Below are 25,422 nucleotides of genomic sequence, written 5' to 3'. Positions count from 1 at the left end.
GGGGGCCACCACAGGGAGGCACGCACATGAGCGCGAAGCAGACGGCCCGCACGAAGGAGGCGCAGGAGACGGGGGAGGGTGGCGGGAAGGCCCACCTGGTCCGCATGGACGGAGGGGGTGGCGGCAAGCTGGAGCAGCCGCGCTACGTGGACGGGTGGCGCGCCGGAAAGCCCGCGGAGGACCCGGAGAAGATGAAGCGCTGGGGGCTCGTCACCGCGCGGCCCAGTGAGTTCCTGGTCCACATGCGGCGCGGCCGGGTGCGCGAGGTCAGCGGCCAGGGCGCCAGCTGCTTCAAGCTGCCGGGGGACTCGGTGGCCATCGTGCCCACCAGCATCCAGCGGCTCCAGTTCACCGCGGACCAGGTGACGCACGAGAAGGTGGGCGTGCAGGTGACGGGGCTGGCGGTGTACCGGATTTCGGACCCGCTGGTGGCCTTCCGCATGCTCAACTTCTCCTTCCCGGAGCGCGCCCAGGAGAAGCTGGCGGAGCTGCTGCGGGAGATGTTCGTCGGCGCCGCGCGGCGGCTGGTGGCGAACATGTCCGTGGAGGAGTGCCTCTCCAAGCGCAAGGAGGGCATCGCCGCGGAGCTGGTGCGCGAAATCGCGCCGGTGCTGTCGGGCCGAGGCCGCCTGGAGGACCAGACGGACGCGGGCTGGGGCGTCCTCCTGGACACGATTGAAATCCAGGACGTGCGCGTCCTGTCCTCCACCGTCTTCGCCAACATGCAGGCGCGCTTCCGCCATGAGCAGGAGCGGCAGGCGCGCGAGGCGGAGCTGGCCAAGGAGCGCTTCGTCCACCGCGAGGAGACGGAGGCCGAGCGGCAGCTGAGCCTCCAGCGGCTGGCGGCCGAGGAGGAGGTGCGCCAGAAGAAGCAGACGGCGGAGGAGCAGGCCCGGCTGGAGGCGCTGGCGGTGGAGGCGCGCGTGGCCGAGGCGAAGCTCGGCCAGGAGCGCACGCTGAAGCAGGAGCAGGCCACCGTGGAGCGCGAGGTGGCGCTGGCGAAGCTGGCCGCCGAGCAGGAGGTGCGCCAGAAGAAGCAGGTGGCCGACGAACAGGCGAAGCTGGACGCGCTGTCCGCGGAGTCCCGCCTGGCCGACGCGAAAATCGTGTCCGAGCGGGCGCTGGCCGTCAGCCGCGCGCAGGTGGAGATGGAGAAGCTCCAGCGCGAACAGGACGCGGAGGTCGCTCGCCAGCGCGTGGCCCTGGAGAAGCTCAAGCGAGAGCAGGACACGGAGGCCGGGCGCGCGAAGCTGGAGCTGGAGAAGCTGAAGCTGGCGCAGGAGTCCGAGGCCGCGCAGGCGAAAATCGAGCTGGTGCGGCTCCAGCGCGCGCAGGAGGCGGAGAACGCCAAGGCGCAGATGGAGCTGGCGCGGCAGCAGCGTGAGCAGGAGCTGGAGCTGTCACGCCAGCGGCACGAGCAGGAGGTGGAGCTGGCAAAGCTGCGCCGCGAGCAGGAGGAGGCCGGCGCCAAGGCCCAGCTGGAGCTGGAGCGCCTGCGCCGCGAGCACGAGCATGCGACCGCGTGGAACGACGTGCAGATGGCCGCGCACCAGCAGGAGGCCGAGCGGCTCCACGCGGAGCTCCAGGTGGTGCAGGCCCGGAGGGCCATCGTCGAGACGGAGGTGGCCATCGCCGAGCTGAGCGTGCGCAAGGACCAGGCGCAGCAGGAGCTGGAGCTGGGCAAGGCGCGCGCGCTGCGTGACATCGAGAACAGCGTCAGCGCGGAGGTCATCCAAATGACCCTGGCGCAGCAGCTCCCCCAGGTGGCCGCGGCCTTCCAGCAGAAGATGGGCGAGGTGCACGTCACCGCGGTGGATGGGGCCAACCCGTTTGGTTACATCGCCGCGGCGGTGGAGGGCGTCATGGGACTGGCACGCTCCGCTGGACTGAAGACGCCTGCTTCCCCGCTTGCTCCGCCTGCGCAGTAGCCCGGGGCCCCGGGCCTGCGTATACAAGGGGGCCTGGGACCACGGAGTCACGCGCGCATGGATGCGAAGAAGCTCGGAGTGATGGCGGTGCTGGCCGGGGTGGCGGTGGCCGTGGTGCCATGGCTGCTGCCCACGGGCCCCAACGCCAACCTGGATGCGGCCCGGTTCCTCGAATCCGGCAGCCTCGCGGTGGGCGCGGCGGTGGTGTTCGCGGGTGGGTTGCTCACCTCGCTCACGCCGTGTGTCTATCCGCTCATCCCCATCACCGTGTCCGTCTTCGGCGCGCGCAAGACGGAGGGCCGGGGCCGCGCGCTGCTCCTGACGTCCTCCTACATCGTGGGCATGGGCGTGGTGTTCAGCGCGCTGGGTGTGCTGGCGGCGAAGACGGGCCAGGCGTTCGGGTCGATGCTGGGGCACCCGGCGGTGGTGACGGGCCTGGCGGTGTTCCTGCTGCTGCTGGCCACGTCCATGTTCGGCGCGTTCGAGCTGGCGCTGCCGTCATCGTTCCAGACGAGGCTCAACGCCGTGGGCGGCGCGGGTGTGGCGGGCGCGTTCCTGATGGGCAGCGTGTCCGGCTTCCTGGCGGCACCGTGCACCGGCCCGGTGCTGACGGGCCTGCTGGCCTTCGTGGCGAAGTCGGCGAACACCACGCTGGGCGCGTCGCTGCTGTTCGTCTACGCGCTGGGCATCGGCGTGCCGTTCTTCCTCATCGGCGTCTTCACCGTGCGGCTGCCGCGCGGCGGCGTTTGGATGGAGTGGGTGAAGAGCGTATTGGGCATCATGCTGGTGGCCCTGGCCTTCAGCTACCTCAAGGACGCCTTCCCCTGGGCGCGGGACGTGGTGAAGGGGCTGGGCCTCCTGGTGGGCCGGGTTCCGGGGGCCGTCATCGCCGCGCTGCTGGTGGCGGTGGGCGTGGTCCTGGGCGCGGTGCACCGCTCGTTCAAGGAAGGCGCGCGGGAGTTCTCGTTCAAGGCGCTGGGCGTGGCGCTCGTCGTCGCGGCGCTGGTGCTGCGCGGCGGTGCGCTGGACGCGGGGCCGGTGGGCACGTTGTGGGTGGGGCTGGGCCTCGCCGAGCCGCCGCGTGCTCCGTCCTGGCAGTGGCACCACGTCATGCCAGCGAAGCAGGCCACCTTCTCCCCCGAGGCCTTCGAGCAGGTGCTGGCGCAGGCGAAGGCGGAGGGCCGGCCGGTGCTCATCGACTTCTTCGCGGACTGGTGTGCGGCCTGCAAGGAGCTGGATCGCGACACCTACCCCGCACAGGAGGTCATCTCCCAGGCCGACGCGGGGCGCTTCCTCAACATCAAGATTGACGCGACGAACAGCGAGGACTCGTTGGACGCGCTGCTGGACCGCTTCGGCGTGGAGGGCCTGCCCACCGTGGCGTTCATTTCGCCGGAGGGCAAGGTGCTCACCCAGCCCCGTGTGACGGGCTTCCTTGCGCCCAGCCCCTTCGCCACGGAGATGAAGAAGGCGCGCTGCACGGACGCCAACGCCTGCTGATTCGGTGGGCGACGCCTGGCTACGGCGCGGCCTCCGGGAGGAAGCGGGCTCGCAGCTCGGGCGTGGGGATACGGCACTGTGCTTCACGACCGAACCAGCGGTAGCGGTTGCGCGCGATGATTCGGTAGATGAGGTCGCGCAGCGGCCGGGGCACCACGATGAAGGCGTAGAGCAACCGCCACGGCCCCTTCAGCATCCGCGCGACGCGGAGCGCGGCCGTGGACCGCTCGTACAGCTTCCCGTCCTGCAGGAGGACGAAGCTGTCCGGTTCCTCCTTGGGCACGACGCCATGAGGCGCCAGCAGCGCGGCGGCCCGCTGGGATTGCAGGGCCGTGAAGCGGATGCGCGCGTCCGGGTCCCGGTCGATGATGAAGAGGACCGTGCCGTTGCACAGGTTGCACACGCCGTCGAAGAGGACCACGGTGTCCGAGGGCTGGGCGCGGGTCATGATGCGGCAAGTCTAACAGCCCGCGCCGTCGGGTGACGCCGAAGCGGCGGGGAGTTCCTGACACGTGTCCCCGCGGCCGCGCCCCTTGCTTCCTTCCCTGGCGCCGCCCTTGCAGAATGTTCGGACATGCCCACGCCTGCCATCGCTCCCCGGCTCCTGGAGTTATCCGCCCCCGCCCTGCTGTGGCGGCGGAGCAAGCAGTTGATGCTCCAGGCGAACCGTCTGGCGCGGTGGTCCGCGACCCCCGAGCGCTGGCCGCGCCCGCTCCTGGCGCCCATGCATGAGAAGGGCGTGCTCCTCGGCTCGCACACGGTGAATCTGCTGCGCGCCGACGCGGACGCGGACCCCGTGCTCGAAGCGGGCAAGCAGCACAACGTGCGTCTGGCGGCGCCGGCCTTCGATGGCCTCCTCCTCGCTCCGGACAGGCCCCTCTCTTTCTGGCGCACGCTGGGCCGGCTGTCAGCGCGCAAGGGCTACCGGCATGGGCTGGCGCTGAGCGGTGGCTGTCTCACCCCGTCCATCGGAGGCGGCATCTGTCTCCTGGCCAATGCGCTCTTCGAGTTCGCCGCACGCCAGGGCTGGCACATCCTGGAGCGCTGGGGGCACACGATGGAGGCGGTGCCTCCTCCGCCGGGCGCGCTGTGGGGAATGGATGCCACGGTGGCCTAGCCCTATGTGGACCTGGTGGTGGCGCCGCGTGAGGGCCCGGTGCGGCTCGGAGCGCGCGTCTCGGATGGGAAGCTGCGGCTCTCCATCCACGGGGCGGACGCCCCCCGGACGCGCTCACGGCTGTGGTCCGAGGACGAGTCCCTTCTCGAACTCCCCGAGGGAACCCTGCGCATCAACCGCGTCGTGCGCCGAGTCGAAGACACCGGCTCTGGCGCCGTGCTCGAGGAGCGCACCATCGCCGAGAACCGGCGACGCCTGCTGAACCCCGAGGCGCGGAAGCGGACGTGCCTGACGTGCGGGGAGACCGCATGCCACGCCCGCGTCGAAGTTCCGCTGACGGAGGCCCGGGCGCGATGAATCTGGTGCTCGCACCGGAGCCCGCCCCCTGGCTCTCGCACCTCGCATCGCTGCTCACGCGCGAGGCAGAGGTGCTGGCGCCCTGGGCGCTGCCGAGGCTGCCCGCTTGGGGCCCCATTCCCTCCCGCCTGCGCCACGCCTGGACCCGCCGGACGCTGCCGGTGCCCGAGGGCTTCCGCGTCTGGGGCCTGCCGGGCTGGGCGGCGGTGGAGGCGGGGATGCGCGTCGCGGTGCGCTCGACGGCGGCGACCTTCCAGGCCCGCTTCACCCTGCGCAAGCGGTGGGCGCAGGCGGCCTCGGCGCTGCTGCCGGCGTCGGTGGAGACGGTGCTCGCGCCCGCGCTCTGTGCCCGGGAGGTCTTCGCGGTGGCCCGCCGCCGCGGCGCGCGCTGCGTGCTGGTGGAGGACCTGCCCTCCTTGCGGGAGCTGCACGCCGATCTGGACGCCGCGGCCGCGAGGCACCCGGAGGAGGCCTTCCTGCGTAACCACCGCGCCTCGGCGGAGGACGTCGCGCGGCAGGAGGCGGAGCGAGTCCTCGCGGATGAAATCTGGGTGCGAGGCGAACTCGCCATCGAGCGGCTGCGGCTGGCCGGACATGCCCCGGAGAAGCTCCGCAGGCTGCACTTTCCACCGGACCGCGAACCGCCCCAGGCGCCCCGACTGCCCCAGCACCCCGGCCCGCATGTGGCCCTCCTCGCCGGGCCCGCCCTCGCACGCGGCGGATTGCGAGAAGCCCTGGCGGTGCTCGACGAGCGGCCTCAGTGGAGCCTCTGGGTGCGCCCCGCCGAGGGTACGGACCCACGACACCTGAACCACCCGCGAGTGCGGAAGGTGACGGCGCAGGTGCAGCGCACGCTTGAGCAGGTGGACGTGGTGCTCGCGCCAGCGTGGTGTGAGAGCCACCTGAGCGAGCTGGCGCGGGCGCGGGAGCAAGGCCTCCCTGTCATCGCCACGGACCGCGCCGCGGGCTTCTGGCCCTGCCAAACGATTCCTCGCGGCGATGTGCCCGCCCTCATCTCGGAACTGGACGCGCTGACCGCGCGCTGAAGCCCACGCTTCTCGGCACCAACGCCGTCCTGAGCGGACGGCTCGTGCTCATCGCGATGCGAGCCGGGCGCGCTAGGTGTTCCGTCCCCGGCTCGCGAGGACGCGGTCAATCATCTGCTCGTGCAGCGCATAGAGCGGCTGGGCGACGTGTTCGCCCTCCAGGTACGCGACCGCGCCGGCGATGGCCTCCAGCGTGGACATGCCATCCGGGTGGGGCGGTCGCCGCAGGCGCCGCGAGTCCGGAGCGGGCGGTGGCAGCTTCAAGCCAGGGAGCCGCCGCAGGGCGGGGACTCGCTGCACCATGCGGCGTGCCTGCCCCCAGCTCCCATCCAGGATGATGAGCCTGCTGGGAAGGGCCGCGCCGGGCTCGGGCTCCTGGTGCGCGTCCGGGAACAGCAGCCATGTGTCGCCGCCCTCCAGCACGGAGGCGTCGAAGGGCACCCCCGGCGAGCCATAGGAGACGATGCTGCACCGGGGAATGGCGAGCGCCGCCATGCGCGCCGTGTTGGTCGACTTGAGCGTCTCCTTGTGGTGCCGGACGATGAGCAGCTCGGTGCGCGTGGAGACGCACGGCACCTCGGCGCACAGGCACAGGGCAACGGGGAGGAAGCAGCGCGGGCAGCGGCCCGCGAGGTCCTCGGGCGTTCGAGACCTCATTTGCCCTGGCGGTAGCGCTCCATGAGGGTCCGGGCCTCGCGCAGCTTCTCGTCGACGAAGCGGTCATCCGCGTCCGGCTCGTACTCGGCGTCGGGCAGGTCGAGGTGGAAGAGGGCGGAGAGGCTGACGGGCGTCACTTCCAGCCATTCGGCGGTGCGGTTGAGCGCGGCCTGACGGCGGCCCGCGAACGTCTCCGGCCCGTCCTCGGGGCCGCAGCGGCAGATGCGCGCCGAGTCACCCGACACGTCCACGTAGAGCCCCAGCACCTCCGCGTCCAGCTCCGCGGCCAGCGCGCACGTGGCCTCGCTCACGTAGGCGGCCATGGCCTGCGCCGCGGAGCGCTCCGTCAGCGAGCGGACGAGGAACACCTGCCAGCCGGCCTCCGTGAGCGCGCCCGCCTCCTGGAGTGGCGCCAGCTCCGCGGGCGGCGCGTGGATACGCGAGAGCAGCCGTCGCACGGGCACTTCCAGCCGCTCGAGCCGGGCGCTCGACGCGGGACAGAAGAAGACGACGCGGTACTCACGGCTGTCGGCTGCGGTTTCCATAGGCATACGGCGTCGCCAGGAACGGAGGGAAGAGTGTGTGCGGGGGCCCCAGAGGACCAAAGGACTCCCCACGCATGCAAGCGGTGATTTGGAACCCGCGTTCAGCGTGCCGCGGCGCGCAGCGGCACGGCCTGGACGGTGGCGCGTCGCTCCGCCGCCACCCATGCGCCCGCCACCAGCACCAGCATCCCTCCGCCCAGCGCGACGGGCGTCAGCGTCTCCGAGAAGCAGGCCCAGCCCACCAGCGTCGCGGTGAGCGGCTCCAGGTATGTGAGCGACGCCGTGGCCGCGGTCGGAATACGTCGCAGACCGGTGTGGAAGAGGATGTTTCCAATGAGGCCACACACGACGCCACCCACGAGCACGAGGAGCGTGCCTCCATCCACCGTGGGTGGCAGTGCCTGGCCTCCGAAACAGAGCAGCAGCACGCCCGCGGAGATGGGCGCGTGCAGGGCGGTCACGGCCATGGGTGAATACGCCCGCGCCGCCTGCTTCGCGGCCAGGACGATGATGGCGTAGAAGCAGGCGCTGCCCGCGCCCAGCAGCGCCGTCAGCCCGGAGAAGCCGCCGTCGGGCCGGCCAATGAGCAGGGCCAGGCCCACCAGCGTCACGGGGCCTCCAATCAGGGCCCGGGTGGAGCGCTCCTCGCCCAGCACCCAGGGGGCCAGCAGCGCCAGCAGCAAGGGGGCCAGGTAGTGCGTCAGCACGGCGATGGACACCGGCCCGCGCTCCATGGCGGCGAAGAAGAGGGCCGTGTTCGCCGCGTCCGCCAGCGCCACGACGAGCAGCGCCAGGGTGGCCCGGCGGTCGCGCAGGGCGTCGCGCCGGAACAGGAAGGGCGCCGGGAGCGACATGGCCAGGAGCACGAGGAAGGCGTTCTGCGGCCCGGCGAGCCCCGCGGGACGGAGGAAGAGCGCCCAGCACCCCCAGAGGGTGGCCCCGGCCGCGACCATGGCGAAGTACCGCACCGTGTGACTCCTGGTGACTCCGGCGCGCACTCCGGCTCCGGCGGGCGCGCAGCCTACCTCAGCCTGGGGCTCGCGCACCGTCCGCGCGCTGGGCCTCGGCCTGGGCGCGCAGGCCCTCCATGTCGGGCGTGAAGGGGCGGCCGGGGACGAGGCGGGCCCGGCGGATGCGGTCCATGCGGAACATGCGCGCCGCGGCCTTCTCCACGTCCCGGGCCAGCACGTACCAGACGGGCGCTTCGACCAGCAGCCCGTGCGGCTCCACGACGCGGCGGGTCGCCTTGCCGTGCCGGTCGCGGTACTCGAAGGACAGGCAGACCTGCTCGCGGAAGGCCCGCTCGAAGACGGCGAGCAGTTCCTCGGGCGGTGTTCCGACGTCCGCCAGCACGCGGGCGCTCGCCGGCCGCCCCACCACCACGCGGCGGCAGAGCTCACGCATGCCCCGAGCCCGCTCCTTGGGGACGCTGGCGAAGAGCTTCTGGAGCCCCGAGCGCGCGGCGTTGCCCCAAGGCAACGTGCTTCCCGTCGCGGACAGGTTGGCGGCCAGCCAGAGCGCCACCACCTCCTCCTGCGACAGGTGGACGGCCGCCACGCCCCGGTCCCGCTCCAGCCGGACGCCGCCCCCAGGGCCTGTGTCACTGCTCAGGGGAATGCCCTGTTCCCGCAGCGTCGCCAGGTCCCGGTGGACGGTGCGCGCGCTCACGTCGAGCGCCCCTGCAAGCTCCGCCACCGTCGTCTCCTCCCGGCCCCTCAGGAAGTCCAGCAGCCGCATCACCCGGTCGACTCGTGCCATTGCTGACAGTTTCTGTCAGGGATGGGCCGTACTCCACAAGCCTCAGGTCGCGCATGACAGCGCGCTTCGATGCCAGAGGAGAACTTCATGATGGGTTCCAAGGGAATGCTGAATGTCGACGATGGGGGCGTGGGTGGACTGCCGGTGGTGTTCGTCCATTCGAGTGCCGGCAACACCACGCACTGGGCCGCGCAACTGTCGCACCTGCGCGAGCGCCGGCGTGCCGTGGCGCTGGACCTGCGCGGCCACGGGAAGTCCGAGCTGCCACGGGACGGCGGCTTCACCGTGGAGGACTTCGCGCGGGACGTGGGGACGGTGGTGGAGGGGCTGGGGCTTCAGCGCTTCGTGCTGGTGGGGCACAGCCTGGGCGGGGCCGTCTGCGTGGCCTACGCGGGGGCGCACCCGGAACGCGTCGCGGGGCTGTTCCTCCTCGACCCGGCCTCGGACGGCCGTGCGATGCCAGCAGCGCAGGCCCAGGGCTTGATGGCGGTGCTGGCGACCGAGGCCTGGAGCGCGGTGGTGGAGGCGGCGTGGGCGCCCATGTTGGCGCCGTCCCGGCCGGAGGTGCGCGAGCGGGTGTTGTCCGAGCTGCGCGCCACGTCCCAAGAGGGCGTCCGGGGCGGACTGGGCGCCCTGCTGGACTTCGACCCCGTGACGCCGCTGCGGCGCTACTCGGGGCCGCGTCTGTCGGTGGTGACGGCCTTCAACGAGGAGCCGGGCTCGTATCACCACCTGGTGCCGGAGCTGCCGCACGCGAAGGTGGAGGGCACGGGACACTGGGTTCAGCTCGACGCGCCGGATGCGGTGAACCGGCTGTTGGATGGCTTCCTGGCCACGGTGCGCTGAGCGCGCGCGGAATCTGTCACAGTACGGGCATGGGGCCCTTGTTCGCCTACAGCCTCGTGCCTGTCCTCTCCGTGTCGCTGCTGCTGTTCTTCACGGCCGCGCTCCGGGGGCACAACGCACGCGGCCTGGCGCTCTACTGTCTGGCGACCGCGGGGTGGACGGGCGCGCTGCTGCTCCTCTGCATCCCGTCCATGGCGTGGGTGGGGGAGCGCTTCGTGGCGAGTGGGGCCTTCATCGCGGCGGCGTACCTGCACTCCGCCTACGACGTGACCCGGCAGCGCTCCTACCGGTTGGTGGTGCTCGCGTACTGCGTGGCGGTGGTGGTGACGGGCATTGGCGCGTTCCTCCCCGGCGTCCTGCACGGGCCGCTGGCGATGGGACGAGGCCCCCTGTTCTGGCCCGCCATGGTGCTCGCCGTGGCGGCGGCGAGCGTGCCGCTGATGCAGCTGTCGCGCGCGTACCTCGGCGAAGCGCCCGAGCGACGACCCATCCTCCTCGGCCTGGGCATCGCCGGGCTGCTCGCGTACCTGGGCAGTATCGGCAACGCCCTGTTGTTGTCGGGCGGGTACGCGTTGCCATTCGGCATGTACCTGGTGCTGGCGGCGCTGCTGGTGCTGGTGCACGTCATCAATGCCCATCAGCCGGCCGCGGACCGGCGGCTGCTCGAACGCAGCCTCGTCTACTCCGCGGTGGCGGCGGTGCTGTCCGCGGGCTTCCTCTTTGGCGTGCTGACGCTGCTGTCGGGCAGCGGCCAGCCGTTCCTCACCGAGTACCGCGTGGGCGCCTTCTTCCTCCTGGCCCTGGCCGCGCTCGCGTTCGAGCCCGTGAGGCAGGCGCTGCAGTCCTGGCTGGGGCGTCGGCTCCTCAAGGGCCGGGCCACCAGTGACGACCTGGCCGCGGCGCTCGCTCGCGAGGAGGCACGCGCGGACCAATCCGCGCGGCTGGCGGAGTTGGGCCAGTTCACGTCCGCGGTGGCCCATGAGGTCCGCAATCCGCTGGGCGTGCTCGCCGCGCACCTCAAGCTGCTGGAGCGAAGGGGCGGGGACCCGGACACGGTGGCGGCCATGCGGGAGCAGATTGAACGCGCCAGCCACTTCGTGGACGAGCTGCTGCGCTACGGCCGCCCGCGCCCGCTGGACCTGCGCCGCGTGGATGTCTCCGCCACTGTCGCGCTGGCGTACTCCACCGCGCGGCAGGGACTGGGCTCGCTCGCGCCCGACGTCTCCTTCGACTCCGAGGGGGACGCCTCGCTCACGGTGGAGGCCGACCAGTCCCAGCTCTCACAGGTGATGGTCATCCTGTTGGAGAACGCCTTGCTCGCCCTGGGAGACGTTCCCGCACCGCGCCTGCGGACGTCCATCGAGCAGGCGAACGGCCGGTTGCTCGTCCGGGTGGAGGACAGCGGGCCCGGCATCCCGCCGCAGTTGCTGCCCCGACTCTTGCAGCCCTTCGTGACAGGTCGCAAGCGCGAGGGCCCTCGGCCAGGGACGGGGTTGGGGCTGGCCATCGCGCGAGGCATCGCCGAACGGCATGGCGGACGTTTGAGTGCGGGACGCTCGGAGGCCCTGGGGGGCGCGGCGCTGACGTTGGAATTGCCCGTGGCGCAGCCCGCGTCGATTTCCGCCGCGCTGGCCTGACGCCCGCGCATCCCTGACCCGCGGGGCGGCAGGGCTGTCCGTGAGCGAGCGCAACTTGCTGCGATTAAGTTTGCTTCACGACGGCCTTCCAAGGATTGCCCCGGACTCCGTTTCGAGAGGCGTGGAAGGAGGCCGAGTCGATGAGCGGCCAATGCATTGCCACAGTCATTCGGATTCCTGTGGCCTACAGTACGGATGTGCATCCCGACGGGTTCGAGGAGTTCGCTCATCGTGTCAGGCCCATGCTGTTGGCCCTGGCGAGACGGTTGTGCGGTCAGGGAGGCATTGATCCGGAAGACCTGGTGCAGGAGGCGCTCACGCGCGGACTGCTGCATCACGGGGCACTCGCCGCGCAGCCGGAGCCCGTCTACAGGGCGTGGCTGTGTCGGGCGATGACCAATCATTTCCTCGACCAGTGCCGCAAGCGGCGCTCGGAGCTGCTGGAGCAGGACCGTCCAGAGCTGCGGCTGGTGCGCGAGGGCGTGGCGGCCCCCGCGCCGGAGGCCATGGAGGCCTGGGAGCACATCTCGGAGAAGGACTTCCAGGCGGCCATTGCCCAGCTGCCAAATCCCCGGGTGCGTGAGGCGTATACGCTGCATGCCTCGGGGATGCGCTACCGCGCCATTGCCCTGCGCATGGGTGTCCCCGAAGGCACCGTGGGGAGCTGGCTCTATCAGGCACGCAAGGAATTGAAGGCGCTGCTGCTGCCGCTCACCGGGAGCGACGGAGGGGGCAGCGCGTGATGGGGACGCTCTGTAACAGGTTGTCCCTCTTCCTCGATGGCGAGCTGCCGCCCGTGGACGAGGAGAACTTCCGGCATCACCTCGCCCGGTGTGACCCCTGCGCGTCGGGTCTGCACGAGGCCATGCAACTGGAGCTGCTGGGCTTCCATGTGATGGGAGACCCGCGGGCATGGGCGCAGGAGCAGGAGGATGCGTCCGAGCTCTGGACGGCGTCCGAGGCCCCCAAGGCACGTGACACGGCTGTCGTGCCGGGGCGCCCTCACCGGCGATGGGCCCCGTTCGCGGTGGGCGCGGTGGCGGCGGCCATCGTCCTGGTCCTCGGCGTCAAGAGCGCCGACGTTCGGGGTTCCCAGCAGGAGGTCTGGCTCGAGCGGACACCGTCGCGGCTCATCGAGGCGAGGGTGGCCTATGCCCGCGCGGACGGACACCGGCCCTACGTTCCCCTGCGCGCGGGTGGTGGTGGCCCTCCGAGCGGGGCTGGCGTGGCGTTGCCGCTCCGGGCGCTGGCGGACTTGGAAGACCAGGGGGACCTGCACGGCATCGCCGCCGCGTACCTGGTCCGCAAGGACCTGCGGCAGGCCTCCGACTTCCTCCACCGGATGGCGCCGTCGCCAGACCGGGACAGCGACCTGGCCATCGTCGCGTTGGAACAGGGGCGTCCGGAGGAGGCGCTGGCGCTGCTGGACGGGGTGTTGCGACAGTCGCCCGAGCACGCCCAGGCGCAGTGGAACCGGGCGCTGGTGCTGCGGGAGATGGGGCTGACGCTGCTGGCCGCGGAGGCGTTCGACGCGGTGGTGAAGCGGGGTGAGCCGGGCTGGAGCGAAGAGGCGCGGATCCGCGCGCGAGCGCTCCGGCAGCAGACGCAGGCGCGGGGCCGGGCCTGGAAGGGGGCTCGCGCGGCGGTGCGGGACCTGATGGTGGACGCGCAGGCGCGGCTGCCGCTGGAGGAGGCGAAGCGCTTTCCTGGCATCGTCCGGCTGGCGTTCTACGACGCGGTGCGGGCCGCGCAGTCGCGGGAGTGGGTCCTGCGACTGATGCCGCTGGCGGACGTGTTGGACGGCGTCCAGGGCGGCGAGGTGCTTCGCGGCTACGTGCGGCGTGTGGCGGAGCGGGACTTCAACCGCCGTGCGCCCCTGGCGGCGGACTACGCGAAGCTCGTGCGGGGTGAGCTGGCCTCGCCGGCGCGCTTCCTGGAGACGCTGCGGCGCTCGGGCGAGGATGACCTGTACCTGGGCGGGCTCATCAATCAGACGGCAGGCGCGCGCCACCTGGAGGACTTCACGCGGCTGGCCCGTGAGGCCGAGGACCCCTGGTTGTCGCTGCTGGCCGAGCGAGAGCTGGCGGGCGCCGAGGAGCGCGCGGGTGAATGGTGGAAGGCGGAGGCGCGGCTCCGCGCGGCCGTGGGGGCCTGTCAGGGCAAGGGGCTGTCCTACCGCTGCGCCACGCTGAAGAAGCGGCTGTCGGACCTGTATCTCGCGCTCAACCGCCCGGCGGAGGCCTTCGAACAGGCGTGGAGCGGCTGGCTGGCGTCCCGGGAGCTGGAGGAATGGGAGCTGGAGCAGCAGTTCCTCCAGGAGCTGGCGCACATCGCTCGCTACCGGTTGGACGTCACCAGCGCGCGCGCCTACCTGCGCGAGTCCCTGGCGCGAACGCCGGAGGTCTGCGAGCAGCGCACCTACGTGCACCGCAACCTGGCCTACCTGTCGTGGCTGGAGTTCGACGCGCACGAGGCGCGAAGCGAGCTGGAGCTGGCGCAGGAGTGCGGCCGGCCGCTGGGGCTGCCCGGCGCGCTGTTGCTGTCGTACCTGGCGCGCTTCGGCGCGGACAGTCAGGACGCGGACCTGTTGCGCCGCACCCTGGCCGAGCTGCACCGGGGGCAGCCTTCACCGGGCAAGCTCGCGCAGATGCGCTTCGCCGAGGGGCAGTTCGCCCTGGAGCGAGACCGCGCCACCGGGCTGGAGCTGCTGCGCGGCGCCATCCAACAAGCGGAGTCCCTTCCCAACGACGTGGACGCGCGCAAGACGCGCATGGGGGCCTACAACGTCCTGGCGCACGATGCGGGCCGCGCGGACGCTCCAGGTGAGGCCCTGTCGCTCATGGGCGCCGCGCTCCAGGTGGAGGTCCCCGGGCGGTGCGTGCTGGGCGTCGCCGTGGACTACGAGCGCTCGGTGGTGGCGCTGCGCGGCGCCACGGGTGAGCTGCGGGGGCACTTCGACGCCAGCCGCGCGGAGCCGCTGGGGCGGGACGCGTCCGGGCTGGTGCCTCCCTCGCTCCAGGCCGCCTTGGAGGGCTGCGAGCGGGTGGACGTGCTCGCGCTGCCGCCCGTGCATGGCCTGCGGGGACTGCTGCCCGCGGACCTCGCCTGGAGCTACCGCGTGGGGCGGCCCGGAGGCGCGGCTCCCGTGCCGGCGCATGGTAGCGGGCCGCACCTGGTCGTCAACGGGGTGGAGGCGCCCGCGTCGCTGGGCCTCCCGCGGTTGCTGCCGCTGGAGTCGCCGCCCGCGCCGGACCCGCGGCGAATCGAGCTGTCGGGCATGCAGGCCACGCCGACGCGAGTGCTGGCGGCCATGGCGCGGGCCAGCGAGGTGGAAATCCACGCGCACGGCGCCTTCAGCCCCGAGATGTCGGACGCCTCGCTGGTGGTGCTGGCGCCTGAAACAGACGGCCGATACGCGCTGTCCGCCCCCCAGGTCCGCGCGCTGAAGCTCGAGCGCGCGCCGCTCGTGCTCCTGGCCACGTGTAGCGCGGCCCGGGCCACGCCCTTCCTTCATGAGTCCTTCAGCCTGCCGGTGGCCTTCATTGAAGCCGGCGCGGCCACGGTGCTGGCCTCAACGGCGGAAATCCCCGACTCGGCGGGGCGCTTCTTCGAAGCGGTTCGCGAGCGCATCCGGAGCGGCGCGCCAGCGGCCCTCGCGCTCCGCGACGAGCGGCGCACGTGGCTGGCGGCCCACCCCTCCGCGGACTGGGTCCACGGCATCCTCCTCTTCGAATGACGGCCAAGGAATCCGACTCGGTGCGTAGTACCGGTGCGGAGGCGGGGGAGACGGCATGCCGCCGGACCCCGCCGGTGCCGCGCAGAGGGGGATGCGATGGCGAAGAAGCTCTCGAAGAAGTCGAAGCGCGATGGGGCGGTGGTGAGCATCAACCCGCATGACCCTCCGCCGGAGCCCACCCCGGGCCTGACGGCGCACCCGCCATTCTCGGCGAGGATGTCCGTCGTTCCGTCCGTGAATACGGCGTCTCACCCGGACGGCTCGGACAGCGCACGTCGTAAATAATTGATATTTTTCCGGATTGTCCTGAATCGCGCTGGCGATACAGGTTTCACGGGGCGCCTCCAGTCGGGGCGCCCCGGATTTTTTTGAACAGAATGCACAAGAAAAAGGGCTGGGTCCGTATTTGAGATTGAGGGGGCGTTGGTCGCGAGCCCCCGAGAAGAGGGGGGAGCAGATGTTTCGTGGTGACGCGTGGGGCCAAGGGGATGCGAGCGGTATCTGGGCGCCTGTGGAAGGGCGTGGGGCGATGGGCGGGGAATGGGCGGCCTGGTCGGACGGGAGCTCCAGCCGAGGGGGGTGGGGCGGGCCGGGGGACGCGCGGAGTGCTGTGAAACCGGGGGGGAACGCGGAGGAGCTGGGGGGACAGGAACTGGAGGCGTTCGACGAGAGCGACTTCGAGTTCCGCATCGCCAGCTTCTGAGTTCGGCGCGTGGGGGGAGGAAGGGGCCGCGCCCCAGGCCCTCCGCCTCCAGAGACTCCAAGGGCTCTGGAGGCGGAGGCCCCCTGGCTTTCATGCGATACGGTGCGGCCTCCTTCTCGATGGGAGTCCTCACATGAAGTCCGTGAAGTGGGCGGCCTTGCCGCTGTTGCTGCTGGCCGCCTGTGCCACCACGGGGCGCCAGGGCGCTGCTGACGACTCGCCGCCGCGCCTCATGTCCTGGTCGGAGCAGATCGCCGAGCGCGAAGCCTGGCTGGAGAAGCGCCACGGCATGCTGCTGGACATGATGCGCCGCCATGGCGTGGGCATGTGGGTGGTCGTCAACGAGGAGTTCCACGACGACCCGCTCACCCAGTTCATCGCGCCGCCGCGGCCCTATGCGGGCAACCGGGACATCTTCGCGTTCGTCGACGCCGGGCCCGAGGGCCTCAAGCGCGTCGCGCTCTCCAGCTACTCGGAGGCCACGCTCGCGCGCTTCTTCGAGCTGCCCGAGGAAGGGCGCAAGCCACAGGAAATCCTGGCCGACCTGAACACGCGCTACCAGCCCCGGACGATTGCCCTGGGCATTGGCGGCAAGCGCGGGGTGACGCGCAGCCTGACGAAGGACAGCTACGCCTTCCTGGTGGAGGCCCTGGGCGCGGAGGCGGAGGCCCGCTTCGTGAGCGCCGCGCCGCTCATCGAGGAGTACCTGGACACGCGCCTCCCCGAGGAGTGGCTGCACTACCAGCGGCTGGTGATGCTGACGGAGGCCGTGGTGAAGGAGGCCTTCTCGCCGGAGGTGGTGGTGCCGGGGACGACGACCGTCGGTGACGTGCGTCGCTTCCTCTACGACAGGCTCTGGGCGCTGGGCGTGGACACCTGGTTCCAGCCGGACCTGCGCGTGCAGCGCAAGGGGACGGACGGCTCGAGCTCGCGAGGCTTCCTGGCGCCCGCGAAGGAGGACGTCGTCATCCTCCGCGGCGACCTGCTGCACGTGGACTTCGGCATCACCTACATGGGGCTGAACTCCGACTGGCAGAAGATGGCCTACGTGCTGAAAGAGGGTGAGACGGACGCGCCGGAGGGGCTCAAGCGGGCGCTGGCCAACACGATGGAGCTCCAGGACGCGCTGATGCTGCGCGCCTCCCGTCCGGGCCGCACGTCCGCGCAGGTGTACACGCAGACGATGGCGGAGATGAAGGAGAAGGGCATCGAGGCCATGGTGTACAGCCACCCGCTGGGCAATCAGGGCCACGCGCTGGGCGCGAGCATCGACTTCCGCTCGGCGAGCCGGCAGGAGGAGTCCAAGACGCTGCGCCTGGGCTCGTACATCGCCATCGAGCTGAACACCGCCACCGCGGTGCCGGAGTGGGACGGGCAGAAGGTCTTCGTGATGCAGGAGGACCCGGCCTACCTCACCGAGGAGGGCTGGAAGTTCTTCGTGTCCCGGCAGGAGTCGTTCTACCTCCTGGGCCGCGACGGGCAGGGGCGTCAGGGCGCGAAGGGCGGCAAGGGCGTGACGACGCGCGGCATGCCCATGCTCTGAGCCTCGGGCTACGCGCCTCGCCCGCTGACGTCCGCCCAGGTGAGGCCGAAGCGGGCCAGGTACTTCTTCAGCCGGTCCGCGTCGTTGACGCTCTTCTTCTGGGCGCGGGACTGTGCGAACAGCACGCGCCCCGCGTCCGACAACGAGCGTGACGCCCGGCAGACGCTCAGCACGTCCGCGAGCTGGACCCGGTCGAAGCGGTCCAGCTCGCTGGCGAGATTCTCTCCCAGCACCTCCGCGACCCGGTCCCCGGAGACGACTGACGCCTTCGCTCCGGAGGGCTGCCACTGCTCGCGAAGCCGTTCGAGCTCCTCGTCCACCACGTCCCGGGTAATCCGCCCGCCCGCCGCCAGCGTGGCCATGCGCAGCACCGCCGCGTTGAGGTCCCGGAAGTTGCCCGCCCACCGCGCCTCGGAGGACGTGGCGAAGGCCAGGAAGTGCGCCTGGGCCTCCTTGTTCATGGTGACGCGCGTGCCCACGGCCTCCGAGGACTGGTCCAGCTCGAAGAGCAGGTTCGGAGGGATGTCCTCTGGACGCTCGCGCAGCGCGGGCAGCCGGAAGGTCCACAGGTTGATGCGCGCGAGCAGGTCCTCGCGGAAGCGCCCGCGCTCGACCTCGACCTGGAGGTCCCGGTTGGTGCCGGCGATGAGCTGGAAATCGCTCTCCACCTCGCGGTCCGCGCCCACCGGCAGGAAGCGCTTGTCCTCCAGCGCGCGGAGGAGCATGGCCTGCTCGTCCGCGCCCAGCTCGCCGATTTCGTCCAGGAACAGCACGCCGCCGTTCGCCTGCCGCAGCAGCCCGGGCCTGTCGCTCAGCGCACCCGTGAAGGCGCCCTTCACGTGGCCGAAGAGGGCGGACATGGCGCCGTCGCCCCGGAGCGTGGCGCAGTTGAGGTCCACGAAGGGGCCCGCCACACCACGCCGCGCCTTCTTCAGTGCGTAGATGCGCCGCGCGAGCTGCGACTTGCCCGCGCCGGTGGGGCCGGTGATGAGCAAGGGCGCGCGGGACTGGACGGCCACCTGTTCGATGCGCTCGATGAGGCGGTTGAACGCCGCGTTGCGGGTGTCGATGCCGGACTTGAGGAAGGCCAGGCCTTCTCGCTGCTCCTGCCGGAAGCGCGCGGCCAGGGTGTCGTACTGGGACAGGTCCAGGTCGATGAGGGTGTGCGTGCCCGCCCCCGCGCGGTCCCTGGGGTCGGGTGACACCTGGACCAGCTTGCCGGGGATGAGGCGGCTCTCCACCAGCAGGAACATGCAGATCTGCGCGATGTGCGTGCCCGTGGTGATGTGGACCAGGTAGTCCTCCGCCTCGGGGTTGAAGGCATAGCCGCGCACGTAGTCGAGCAGCGCGCCGTAGGTCTCCTCGAGGTCCCACGGATTCCGGATGTCCAGGGGCCTGCCCCGCACCTCCGTCTCCGGTGACACCTGCCGGATGTCCCCCACCAGGGTGGTCGCGAGCGAGGTCGCGTTCGGCGGATGCAGCAGCTCCAGCCGGTGCACGAGCAGGTCCTCCTGCTGGCACAGCGCCACCGTGGGCCGCCACCGCCCCCAGCGCTGCGGCCCCTGCCCGTTGTCCAGCGTCGTCCCGAGCATCCCCAGGACCACCGTCTTGCGCGCGCGCGATTTCGCCATGCAGATAGGATTTTATCCAACCAGATAGGTAATGCCAGCTCGCTGGGAGGGCTCCCCTCGGGAGCGGTGTTGGCACGGCGACTGCTCTAGGCCTCCTCCGTGACCGGGACACAGCGCCCGGCGGACGACCGAAAGGTGGAGACGATGAGCCGCGACAACGGGAACTACGAGGTGCTGTCGGACGAGGCGGGCCGCCCCATCAAGGCGTGGACGGTGGGGGTTCCGTTCGAGGAGGAGGCGAAGAAGCAGCTTCGCAACGTGCGCGGCCTCCCCTTCATCCACAAGTGGGTCTCGGTGATGCCGGACGTGCACCGCGGCTACGGCGCGACGGTGGGGAGCGTGGTCCCCACGGTGGGGGCGGTGGTGCCGGCGGCGGTGGGGGTGGACATCGGCTGCGGGATGATCGCCGTTCGCACGACGCTGCGGGCGGACCAGCTCCCGGACTCGCTGCGTGGAGTGCGCTCGGCGATTGAACGGGCGGTGCCGCATGGCCGCTCCGACAACGGTGGTCGCAACGACGTGGGCGCGTGGCGGGTGGCGCCCGCGCGGCACCAGCAGGAGTGGGCGCGGTTGGTGGAGGGGTACGACCGCATCGTCGGGAAGCACCCGCGCATCGGCCGTGGGCCGGAGCTGGCGCACCTGGGGACGCTGGGGACGGGGAACCACTTCATCGAGCTGTGCCTCGATGAGTCGGAGGGCGTGTGGCTGATGTTGCACTCCGGTTCGCGCGGTGTGGGGAACCGCATCGGGAGCTACTTCATCGAGCTGGCGAAGCAGGACATGCGCCGCTGGTTCATCAACCTGCCGGATGGGGACCTGGCGTACCTGGCGGAGGGGACGGAGCACTTCGAAGACTACGTCTTCGCGGTGAGCTGGGCGCAGGACTACGCCGCCACGAACCGGGCACTGATGCTGCATGAGGCGGTGGAGGCGCTGCGGCTGAGCGGTGAGCTGCCGCCGTTCGAGCTGAAGGACGCGGCGGTGAACTGCCACCACAACTACATCGCCCGTGAGCACCACTTCGGAAAGAACTGCTTCGTGACGCGCAAGGGCGCGGTGCGGGCGCGCGAGGGGGACCTCGGCATCATCCCCGGAAGCATGGGAGCGCGTTCGTTCATCGTCCGTGGGAAGGGGAACGCGGACAGCTTCCGCTCCTGCAGCCACGGGGCGGGCCGGGTGATGTCGCGTGAGGCGGCGAAGCGGCGCTTCACGGTGGAGGACCACGCGAAGGCGACCGCCGGCGTGGAGTGCCGCAAGGACGTGGACGTCATCGACGAGACGCCGGCTGCGTACAAGCCCATCGACGCGGTGATGGCGGCGCAGGCGGACCTGGTGGAGGTGCTCCACACCCTGAAGCAGGTCGTGTGCGTGAAGGGTTAGTGAACCCGAGAGGTGACCATGCCGGGATGAAGACACCGAGGCGCCCGCGCTCCCCAAGAGGCCGAAAGGCCGCCAGGATGGGGGCGCGGGCGCCGCTATTCTCACGGGGGTGTCAGTGCGCGCCGGGTGGTTCGTGGTTCGCGAGCAGCAAGGAGGAGTACGTGTCATGGTGCGCATCGATGGCTCACAGGGGGAGGGCGGGGGGCAGGTGCTGCGCACCTCGCTGGCGCTGTCGCTGGTGACGGGCAAGCCCTTCACCATCCAGAACATCCGGGCGGGCCGGAAGAAGCCGGGCCTGCTGCGCCAGCACCTGACGTCGGTGAAGGCGGCGGAGGCCGTGGGGGCCGCGGAGGTGTCGGGCGCGGAGCTCGGCTCGCGCGAGCTGACCTTCCGGCCGCGCGCCCTGGCCGCGGGGAACTACCACTTCGCGGTGGGCACCGCGGGCAGCGCGACGCTGGTGCTCCAGACGGTGCTTCCGGCGCTGCTCCTGGCGGAAGGGCCTTCCACGCTGATGTTGGAGGGGGGAACGCACAACCCCATGGCGCCACCGTTCGACTTCCTCCAGCGGGCGTACCTGCCGCTGGTCCGTCGCATGGGGCCGTCCGTGGAGGCGACGCTGGAGCGGGCTGGCTTCTTCCCGGCCGGGGGTGGGAAGTTCCGGGTCGACGTGCGGCCCGCGCCGCTGAAGCCGTTGCACCTGCTGGAGCGGGGGCGCGTGGTCCGTCGCGACCTCAAGGCTGTGATTGCCATGCTTCCGTTCGACGTGGCGCAGCGCGAGCTGGGGACGGCGGGGGCGGCGCTGAAGTGGCGGCCCGATGAGCTCCGGACGGAGGAGCTGAAGCGGCCGCTGGGGCCCGGCAACGTGCTGGTCGCCGAGGTGGAGAGTGAACACGTGACGGAGGTCTTCACCGGGTTCGGTGAGCGTGGGAAGCGGGCGGAGGCCGTGGCCGAACACGTCGCTGAAGAGGTGAAGCGCTACCTTGATGCGGGCGTGCCGGTGGGCGAGCACCTGTGTGACCAACTGCTGCTCCTCCTGGCCCTGGCGAAGGGCGGCACCTTCCGCACGCTGCCGCTGGACGGACATGCCGAGACGCAGCTCCACACCATCGCCCGGTTCCTGGAGGTGAAGGTCGAGGTGCGGGAGGTCTCTCGCGACGTCCGCGAGGTGGAAGTCCGCGCCTGAGGCCCAGCAGCGTGTCCATGGGCGGCCGGCCCTGGGGCGCGACGTCGCGCGCTCCGCTCGAGGGGCAGCCAGGCGCGGCGGCAGGGGGGGCGTCTTCGTGGCACGACGCCAGGCGCCGACACCATGCATGTGCGGAGGAGACGTCCGCGTGGCAGAGGTGCCTGAAGTCGAAATCATCACCCGGGACTTGCGGCAGGCCGTCGTGGGCCGCCGCTTCGTGGGGGCGGAGGTCCTGGTCCCCGCAGCCGTCCGCTTCCCGTCGCCGCTGGACTTCATCGATGCCTTGAAGGGGCGGCAGGTCACCGCCGCGAACCGGAGGGCCAAGTTCATCCTGCTCGCGCTCGATGACGGGACGACGCTCGCGCTGCACTTCATGCTCTTCGGTGAGCTGGCGCTGCGCCCCAAGGGGAGTGAGCGCCCGGCTTCGACGCTGGTGGTGCTCGAACTGGAGGGCGGCGAGGAGTTGCGGTTCACGGACTCGCTCGGCTACGCGCGCATCGCCCTGGCTCCTTCCGATGAGCTGGCCGCGCGCTTGAAGCTGGACGGACTCGGGCCGGAGGCGCTGGGAGCGGGGTTCACTCCAGCGGTGCTGGCGCGTCAGCTTGGGCGGCGGAAGAGTCCCCTCAAGACGGTGCTCCTCAACCAGCGGGTGGTGGCGGGGCTCGGCAACCGGGACGCGGACGAGAGCCTGTGGCAGGCAGGCATTGAGCCACGTCGGCTGGCGTCGTCCCTCACGGCTGGTGAGGTGGTGCGGCTGGACCGCGCCATCCAGGCGGTGCTTGATGAAGGGCTCCGCATGAGAGGCACTCAGAGAGACCTCTTCGGCGTTCAAGGCCAGGCGAAGCACCGGCGCAACGTGTTCGGCCGCGCGGGGGCGCCGTGCCCGCGCTGTGCCACGCCGGTCTCCCATCAACGCATTGGTGGCCGGAACACGTACTGGTGTGCCACCTGTCAGCCCCTGACGCGCGCGCCCGAAGTCCCCGCGCAGTCCTCGCTGCTGTGATTCGAAAGGAATCGCACCGAGACGAGCGAACCGGCTGAAGCCAGGAATTTCGCAGGAGCTTCGTTGTGTCCGTGCCGCCTCTTCGGTCCGGCAGGTGTGCTAGAGCACGTCCCGATGCGCCGGGTTGCTGTCGCCCGAACTCGAGGCCAGCCCCGGACATGAGGGGGGAACGATGCCGTCAAGGATTGCATGGGGGCTGTTAGGGCTTGTGTTTCAGTTGGCGCCGGATGGGTGGGTGTCACGGACGGCGCTGGCCGCGCCGCAGCGCGTTTCAGGAGGGGCCACCAGCGGCCTCCCGGTCAGGGGCGAGGTCTGCAACCGCCCACCGCCCGCGGCTCGAGAGACAACGCGCGCGGCGCGCGCGGATGACCTGCCCGACTTCGCCATCACCGACGTTGAGGCTCCATCGCGAGTCTATTGGCGGGGCCCCTTCGAGGTCGCGGTCACGGTCTGCAATCAGGGCAGCCGCGCGGGGAGCACGGACGTTTCGGTGTTTGCGTCCCGGGACCCGTGCATCGCCAAGGAGGACGCGTTGCTCGGGTCCGTCCCCTCGGGATGGTTGAGCGCTGGGGCGTGTGAATCACTTTCAATCGCCGCCCAAAAGGACGCGTCGCATTCGGGGACGTGGTTCGTCGGGGCACTGGCCGACCCTGAAGAGCAAGTGAAAGAGGTGTCGGAGGAGAACAACTCGGTTGAAGGCGTCCCCGTGACGTTCGACTCGCTCCCGGATTTCGTCGTCGAGTCGGTGACGATGCCTGCCGTCGTCCTTCCGGATACTCATTTCCAGGCGTCCGCCCTCGTGTGCAACCGGGGCCGGGGGGATGAGGTGACTTCGGTGAGGTTCTACCAGTCGCCCGATGCGCACATCGACGCCGAAGACGTCGTCCCGAACTACCTGGAGGGGCTCTTGCTCCGGGCCGGCCGCTGCGAGCGCGCCGTGTTCGATGGCTGGGGACTTCAGCCGGGCACCTGGTACGTCGCGTTCATGGCGGACCCGTTGAACGAGCGTCCCGAGGACGTGGAGAACAACAACCTCAGTCCCGTGACCACCCTGAAGGTGGGCTCGATTCCCGACTACGTCGTTGCTGCGCTGAAGGCGCCCGCCATGGAGTTGAGCAACGGGAACCTTCCCGTGCGTACGACGGTGTGCAACCAGGGCACGGCCCCCGGCGCCGCCACGCAGGTGCGATTCCAGCTCCGTGCCAGTGCTCCCTCCGCCGAAGGCGTGCTGAGCGTCTCCTCGCGGAGCATCCCGGCCCTGGCCCCTCGCCAGTGCGCCGAGTGGGAGGAGTCGCTGGGCTCCCTGGGAAACGCGGCGCGAAGCTGGCGGCTGGTGGCCACGGTGAATCCGGTTGGAGCGCAGACAGAGGCTCACTTCGACAATAACGACAAATCCGTGGACGTTGTCCTGGGCACCCTGGCGGACCTCTCCGTCACTCGGGTCTCGCCGCTGACGCACGCCCTCGCTCCGGGGGACTTCTTCACCACGGAAGTCACCGTCTGCAACACGGGAAGCACCTCCGTCCCGGCGGTGGCGGTCCATGTGGCGCTGTCGGATGAGCCGGACCCTTGGGTGGGCATCCGTGTGGGGACCCGGTCCTTTGGCGCGCTTGGAAAAGGCTGCGCGGTGCTTCCCGTGGTGGCGACTGTTCCCACGCAGGGGCTGCCGGACACTGTCTACGTGAAGGCCTCCGTGGAGCTCGCCGTTCCTCAAGGCGGGGAGCCTCATCTGGAGAACAACGCGCTCCTGGGCCCCGAAGTGGGGATGGGTCCGGGGGCCGACCTGGTCGTGACGAGAATCGAACCCCATGGCCGGGTGACGTGGCCTGGAGGGGCGCTGCCTGCCTCGGTGTCGGTCTGCAATCGAGGCAGTGTCCAGACGCCGCGAGCGTTCATTCAGACGCTCTTCCTGCCGGAGCCGGACCCGGATGACTCGCCGGGGATCGTGGGCCCGAGGCTGACGGTAGCGCCGTTGGCGCCAGGGGCTTGCGTCGCGTTGGAGACGGTGATGACGGCGCCCCTTGGCGAGGGAGCCTGGCGGCCTGTGGCGTGGGGCGACTCCACCAACACCATCTCTGAGTTGGTGGAGTCCAACAACGATGCCGTGGGGGAGGTCGTTCAGGTGACGAAGATCAGCGGGCTGGTCATCACCGACCTTCAAGCGCCCACGATGGTTCGGCTGAACGATTTCTTCGTCGCCACCGCGACGGTGTGCAACCGAAGCCCGGTGTCACAGCCTGGCACTCGGCTCGCGCTCGCGTTGCGCACGGAGGATGACTTCCCCGTCTCCGTGCTCTCCGAGTATGGCGGGGCGCCGGGGCTCGCTCAGGGCGAATGTGCACAGGTGCCGCTGTACGGTGCGGCCGATGTACCTCTGGAGGGGCCCTACAGGCTGGTGGCCCAATTGGGGGACCCGTGGGGTGTGCGCTCATCCGAGCAGTGGAACGCCCTCGCGTTCTCCGTGCCCATGGCGGTGGGAAACCAGAACGACTTCGCCGTGACGGCCGTGAGTGCCCCCGGGGTCATCCAAAGGGGCATCTCGTATTCGACGACGGTAACGGTGTGTAACCGGGGCCTCGGCATAGGGACTGCCTCCGTGAGGGCCTACTTGTCCCGTGACGAGCACCTCGAGCCTTCGGGAGACGTTCGTGTCGCGCAGACGAGCGTGACGCTCGTCCGGGGCCAGTGCCGGACGCTGTCCGTGTCGTCGCTGGCCAGCGTGAGCAGCGGGGACGTCTGGTTCGCAGGTGCGCACGTGACTGCGGGCAGCATGCCGGACCTCGTGCCCGCCAACGATGGCCGTGTGGGCTCCCGGGTTGTCGTGACACCCTGAGTCCAAGCGGGTGGCGCGG

At 70.8% G+C, this 25,422-nt stretch carries 21 protein-coding genes; 15 read left to right on the top strand and 6 right to left on the bottom strand.

Features of this window, described 5'->3' with window-relative positions; all coding sequences use genetic code 11:
* Positions 1–26 precede the first annotated feature (26 nt).
* Both KGD87_RS14635 and KGD87_RS14630 read left to right on the top strand, forming a co-directional pair.
* Positions 27–1,928 (top strand): SPFH domain-containing protein, encoded by a 1,902-nt coding sequence (locus KGD87_RS14635; RefSeq protein ID WP_284668041.1) that lies wholly within the window; start codon positions 27–29, stop codon positions 1,926–1,928.
* Positions 1,929–1,985: 57 nt separating this feature from the next.
* Positions 1,986–3,428: a protein-disulfide reductase DsbD family protein gene (locus tag KGD87_RS14630; protein ID WP_284668040.1), complete on the top strand. Its 1,443-nt coding sequence runs from the start codon at positions 1,986–1,988 to the stop codon at positions 3,426–3,428.
* A gap of 19 nt (positions 3,429–3,447) precedes the next feature.
* On the opposite strand, the gene KGD87_RS14625 is transcribed toward KGD87_RS14630, so the two are convergent.
* Positions 3,448–3,876 carry a thiol-disulfide oxidoreductase DCC family protein gene (locus KGD87_RS14625; RefSeq protein ID WP_284668039.1) on the bottom strand — a complete coding sequence of 143 codons (429 nt, stop codon included), beginning with the start codon at positions 3,874–3,876 and terminating at the stop codon, positions 3,448–3,450.
* A gap of 126 nt (positions 3,877–4,002) precedes the next feature.
* Between KGD87_RS14625 and KGD87_RS14620 the strand changes: the two genes are divergently transcribed.
* The 3 genes from KGD87_RS14620 to KGD87_RS14610 are packed head-to-tail and all read left to right on the top strand — an operon-like array spanning position 4,003 to position 5,948.
* A complete protein-coding gene (locus tag KGD87_RS14620) occupies positions 4,003–4,545 on the top strand; it encodes a VanW family protein (protein WP_284668038.1) in 543 nt (180 codons plus the stop codon).
* 6 nt (positions 4,546–4,551) lie between these two features.
* The gene (locus KGD87_RS14615) at positions 4,552–4,902 is read left to right on the top strand and encodes a hypothetical protein (protein WP_284668037.1); all 351 of its coding nucleotides are present in this window, start codon (positions 4,552–4,554) and stop codon (positions 4,900–4,902) included.
* Entirely contained in the window at positions 4,899–5,948 is a 1,050-nt protein-coding gene (locus KGD87_RS14610) for a hypothetical protein (RefSeq protein ID WP_284668036.1), read from the top strand. Before KGD87_RS14615 ends, KGD87_RS14610 begins: the two co-directional genes overlap by 4 nt.
* A 72-nt stretch (positions 5,949–6,020) precedes the next feature.
* Here KGD87_RS14610 and KGD87_RS14605 read toward each other — a convergent pair whose 3' ends face one another.
* From KGD87_RS14605 to KGD87_RS14590, 4 genes are all read right to left on the bottom strand, one after another.
* Entirely contained in the window at positions 6,021–6,605 is a 585-nt protein-coding gene (locus tag KGD87_RS14605) for a tRNA-uridine aminocarboxypropyltransferase (protein WP_284668035.1), read from the bottom strand.
* Positions 6,602–7,150 carry a hypothetical protein gene (locus KGD87_RS14600; RefSeq protein WP_284668034.1) on the bottom strand — a complete coding sequence of 183 codons (549 nt, stop codon included), beginning with the start codon at positions 7,148–7,150 and terminating at the stop codon, positions 6,602–6,604. The genes KGD87_RS14605 and KGD87_RS14600 overlap by 4 nt, the downstream gene beginning before the upstream one ends.
* 101 nt (positions 7,151–7,251) lie before the next feature.
* On the bottom strand, positions 7,252–8,118 hold the full coding sequence (locus KGD87_RS14595) for a DMT family transporter (protein WP_284668033.1): 867 nt from the start codon (positions 8,116–8,118) through the stop codon (positions 7,252–7,254).
* Positions 8,119–8,176: 58 nt separating this feature from the next.
* Entirely contained in the window at positions 8,177–8,908 is a 732-nt protein-coding gene (locus KGD87_RS14590) for a helix-turn-helix transcriptional regulator (RefSeq protein WP_284668032.1), read from the bottom strand.
* Positions 8,909–8,995: 87 nt separating this feature from the next.
* Between KGD87_RS14590 and KGD87_RS14585 the strand changes: the two genes are divergently transcribed.
* The 6 genes from KGD87_RS14585 (at position 8,996) to KGD87_RS14560 (ending at position 17,373) form a co-directional block, all read left to right on the top strand.
* The gene (locus tag KGD87_RS14585; RefSeq protein WP_284668031.1) at positions 8,996–9,754 is read left to right on the top strand and encodes an alpha/beta fold hydrolase; all 759 of its coding nucleotides are present in this window, start codon (positions 8,996–8,998) and stop codon (positions 9,752–9,754) included.
* A gap of 29 nt (positions 9,755–9,783) precedes the next feature.
* Positions 9,784–11,391: a sensor histidine kinase gene (locus KGD87_RS14580; protein ID WP_284668030.1), complete on the top strand. Its 1,608-nt coding sequence runs from the start codon at positions 9,784–9,786 to the stop codon at positions 11,389–11,391.
* A 140-nt stretch (positions 11,392–11,531) separates the two neighbouring features.
* Complete coding sequence (locus tag KGD87_RS14575) at positions 11,532–12,134, top strand: RNA polymerase sigma factor (RefSeq protein ID WP_284668029.1); 603 nt, start codon at positions 11,532–11,534, stop codon at positions 12,132–12,134.
* Positions 12,131–15,127, top strand: a complete 2,997-nt coding sequence (locus tag KGD87_RS14570; RefSeq protein ID WP_502888024.1) for a CHAT domain-containing protein — start codon at positions 12,131–12,133, stop codon at positions 15,125–15,127. Before KGD87_RS14575 ends, KGD87_RS14570 begins: the two co-directional genes overlap by 4 nt.
* A 96-nt stretch (positions 15,128–15,223) precedes the next feature.
* Positions 15,224–15,412 (top strand): hypothetical protein, encoded by a 189-nt coding sequence (locus KGD87_RS14565; RefSeq protein WP_284668027.1) that lies wholly within the window; start codon positions 15,224–15,226, stop codon positions 15,410–15,412.
* Between the two features lie 551 nt (positions 15,413–15,963).
* Positions 15,964–17,373, top strand: coding sequence for a M24 family metallopeptidase (locus KGD87_RS14560; protein ID WP_284668026.1), 1,410 nt, complete (start codon positions 15,964–15,966; stop codon positions 17,371–17,373).
* Positions 17,374–17,381: 8 nt separating this feature from the next.
* On the opposite strand, the gene rtcR is transcribed toward KGD87_RS14560, so the two are convergent.
* Complete coding sequence (rtcR, locus tag KGD87_RS14555) at positions 17,382–19,004, bottom strand: RNA repair transcriptional activator RtcR (protein ID WP_284668024.1); 1,623 nt, start codon at positions 19,002–19,004, stop codon at positions 17,382–17,384.
* A gap of 144 nt (positions 19,005–19,148) precedes the next feature.
* Between rtcR and KGD87_RS14550 the strand changes: the two genes are divergently transcribed.
* From KGD87_RS14550 to KGD87_RS14535, 4 genes are all read left to right on the top strand, one after another.
* On the top strand, positions 19,149–20,384 hold the full coding sequence (locus KGD87_RS14550; RefSeq protein ID WP_284668023.1) for an RtcB family protein: 1,236 nt from the start codon (positions 19,149–19,151) through the stop codon (positions 20,382–20,384).
* Positions 20,385–20,550: 166 nt separating this feature from the next.
* The gene (gene rtcA, locus KGD87_RS14545) at positions 20,551–21,567 is read left to right on the top strand and encodes an RNA 3'-terminal phosphate cyclase (RefSeq protein WP_284668022.1); all 1,017 of its coding nucleotides are present in this window, start codon (positions 20,551–20,553) and stop codon (positions 21,565–21,567) included.
* Between the two features lie 148 nt (positions 21,568–21,715).
* The gene (gene mutM, locus KGD87_RS14540; RefSeq protein WP_284668021.1) at positions 21,716–22,570 is read left to right on the top strand and encodes a DNA-formamidopyrimidine glycosylase; all 855 of its coding nucleotides are present in this window, start codon (positions 21,716–21,718) and stop codon (positions 22,568–22,570) included.
* A 172-nt stretch (positions 22,571–22,742) separates the two neighbouring features.
* On the top strand, positions 22,743–25,403 hold the full coding sequence (locus KGD87_RS14535) for a CARDB domain-containing protein (protein ID WP_284668020.1): 2,661 nt from the start codon (positions 22,743–22,745) through the stop codon (positions 25,401–25,403).
* Positions 25,404–25,422: the final 19 nt, after the last annotated feature.

The organism is Myxococcus sp. SDU36, from assembly GCF_030168875.1.
GTDB lineage: Bacteria > Myxococcota > Myxococcia > Myxococcales > Myxococcaceae > Myxococcus > Myxococcus vastator.
Note: the sequence above shows the minus strand (reverse complement) of the source record. Positions and strands in the feature narration are given on the sequence as shown.

Coding starts and splice junctions, on each gene's coding strand:
- KGD87_RS14635 (WP_284668041.1), top strand. CDS start 27: ATGAGCGCGAAGCAGACGGCCCGCACGAAGGAGGCGCAGGAGACGGGG.
- KGD87_RS14630 (WP_284668040.1), top strand. CDS start 1,986: ATGGATGCGAAGAAGCTCGGAGTGATGGCGGTGCTGGCCGGGGTGGCG.
- KGD87_RS14625 (WP_284668039.1), bottom strand. CDS start 3,876: ATGACCCGCGCCCAGCCCTCGGACACCGTGGTCCTCTTCGACGGCGTG.
- KGD87_RS14620 (WP_284668038.1), top strand. CDS start 4,003: ATGCCCACGCCTGCCATCGCTCCCCGGCTCCTGGAGTTATCCGCCCCC.
- KGD87_RS14610 (WP_284668036.1), top strand. CDS start 4,899: ATGAATCTGGTGCTCGCACCGGAGCCCGCCCCCTGGCTCTCGCACCTC.
- KGD87_RS14605 (WP_284668035.1), bottom strand. CDS start 6,605: ATGAGGTCTCGAACGCCCGAGGACCTCGCGGGCCGCTGCCCGCGCTGC.
- KGD87_RS14600 (WP_284668034.1), bottom strand. CDS start 7,150: ATGGAAACCGCAGCCGACAGCCGTGAGTACCGCGTCGTCTTCTTCTGT.
- KGD87_RS14590 (WP_284668032.1), bottom strand. CDS start 8,908: ATGGCACGAGTCGACCGGGTGATGCGGCTGCTGGACTTCCTGAGGGGC.
- KGD87_RS14585 (WP_284668031.1), top strand. CDS start 8,996: ATGATGGGTTCCAAGGGAATGCTGAATGTCGACGATGGGGGCGTGGGT.
- KGD87_RS14580 (WP_284668030.1), top strand. CDS start 9,784: ATGGGGCCCTTGTTCGCCTACAGCCTCGTGCCTGTCCTCTCCGTGTCG.
- KGD87_RS14575 (WP_284668029.1), top strand. CDS start 11,532: ATGAGCGGCCAATGCATTGCCACAGTCATTCGGATTCCTGTGGCCTAC.
- KGD87_RS14565 (WP_284668027.1), top strand. CDS start 15,224: ATGGCGAAGAAGCTCTCGAAGAAGTCGAAGCGCGATGGGGCGGTGGTG.
- KGD87_RS14560 (WP_284668026.1), top strand. CDS start 15,964: ATGAAGTCCGTGAAGTGGGCGGCCTTGCCGCTGTTGCTGCTGGCCGCC.
- rtcR (WP_284668024.1), bottom strand. CDS start 19,004: ATGGCGAAATCGCGCGCGCGCAAGACGGTGGTCCTGGGGATGCTCGGG.
- KGD87_RS14550 (WP_284668023.1), top strand. CDS start 19,149: ATGAGCCGCGACAACGGGAACTACGAGGTGCTGTCGGACGAGGCGGGC.
- rtcA (WP_284668022.1), top strand. CDS start 20,551: ATGGTGCGCATCGATGGCTCACAGGGGGAGGGCGGGGGGCAGGTGCTG.
- KGD87_RS14535 (WP_284668020.1), top strand. CDS start 22,743: ATGCCGTCAAGGATTGCATGGGGGCTGTTAGGGCTTGTGTTTCAGTTG.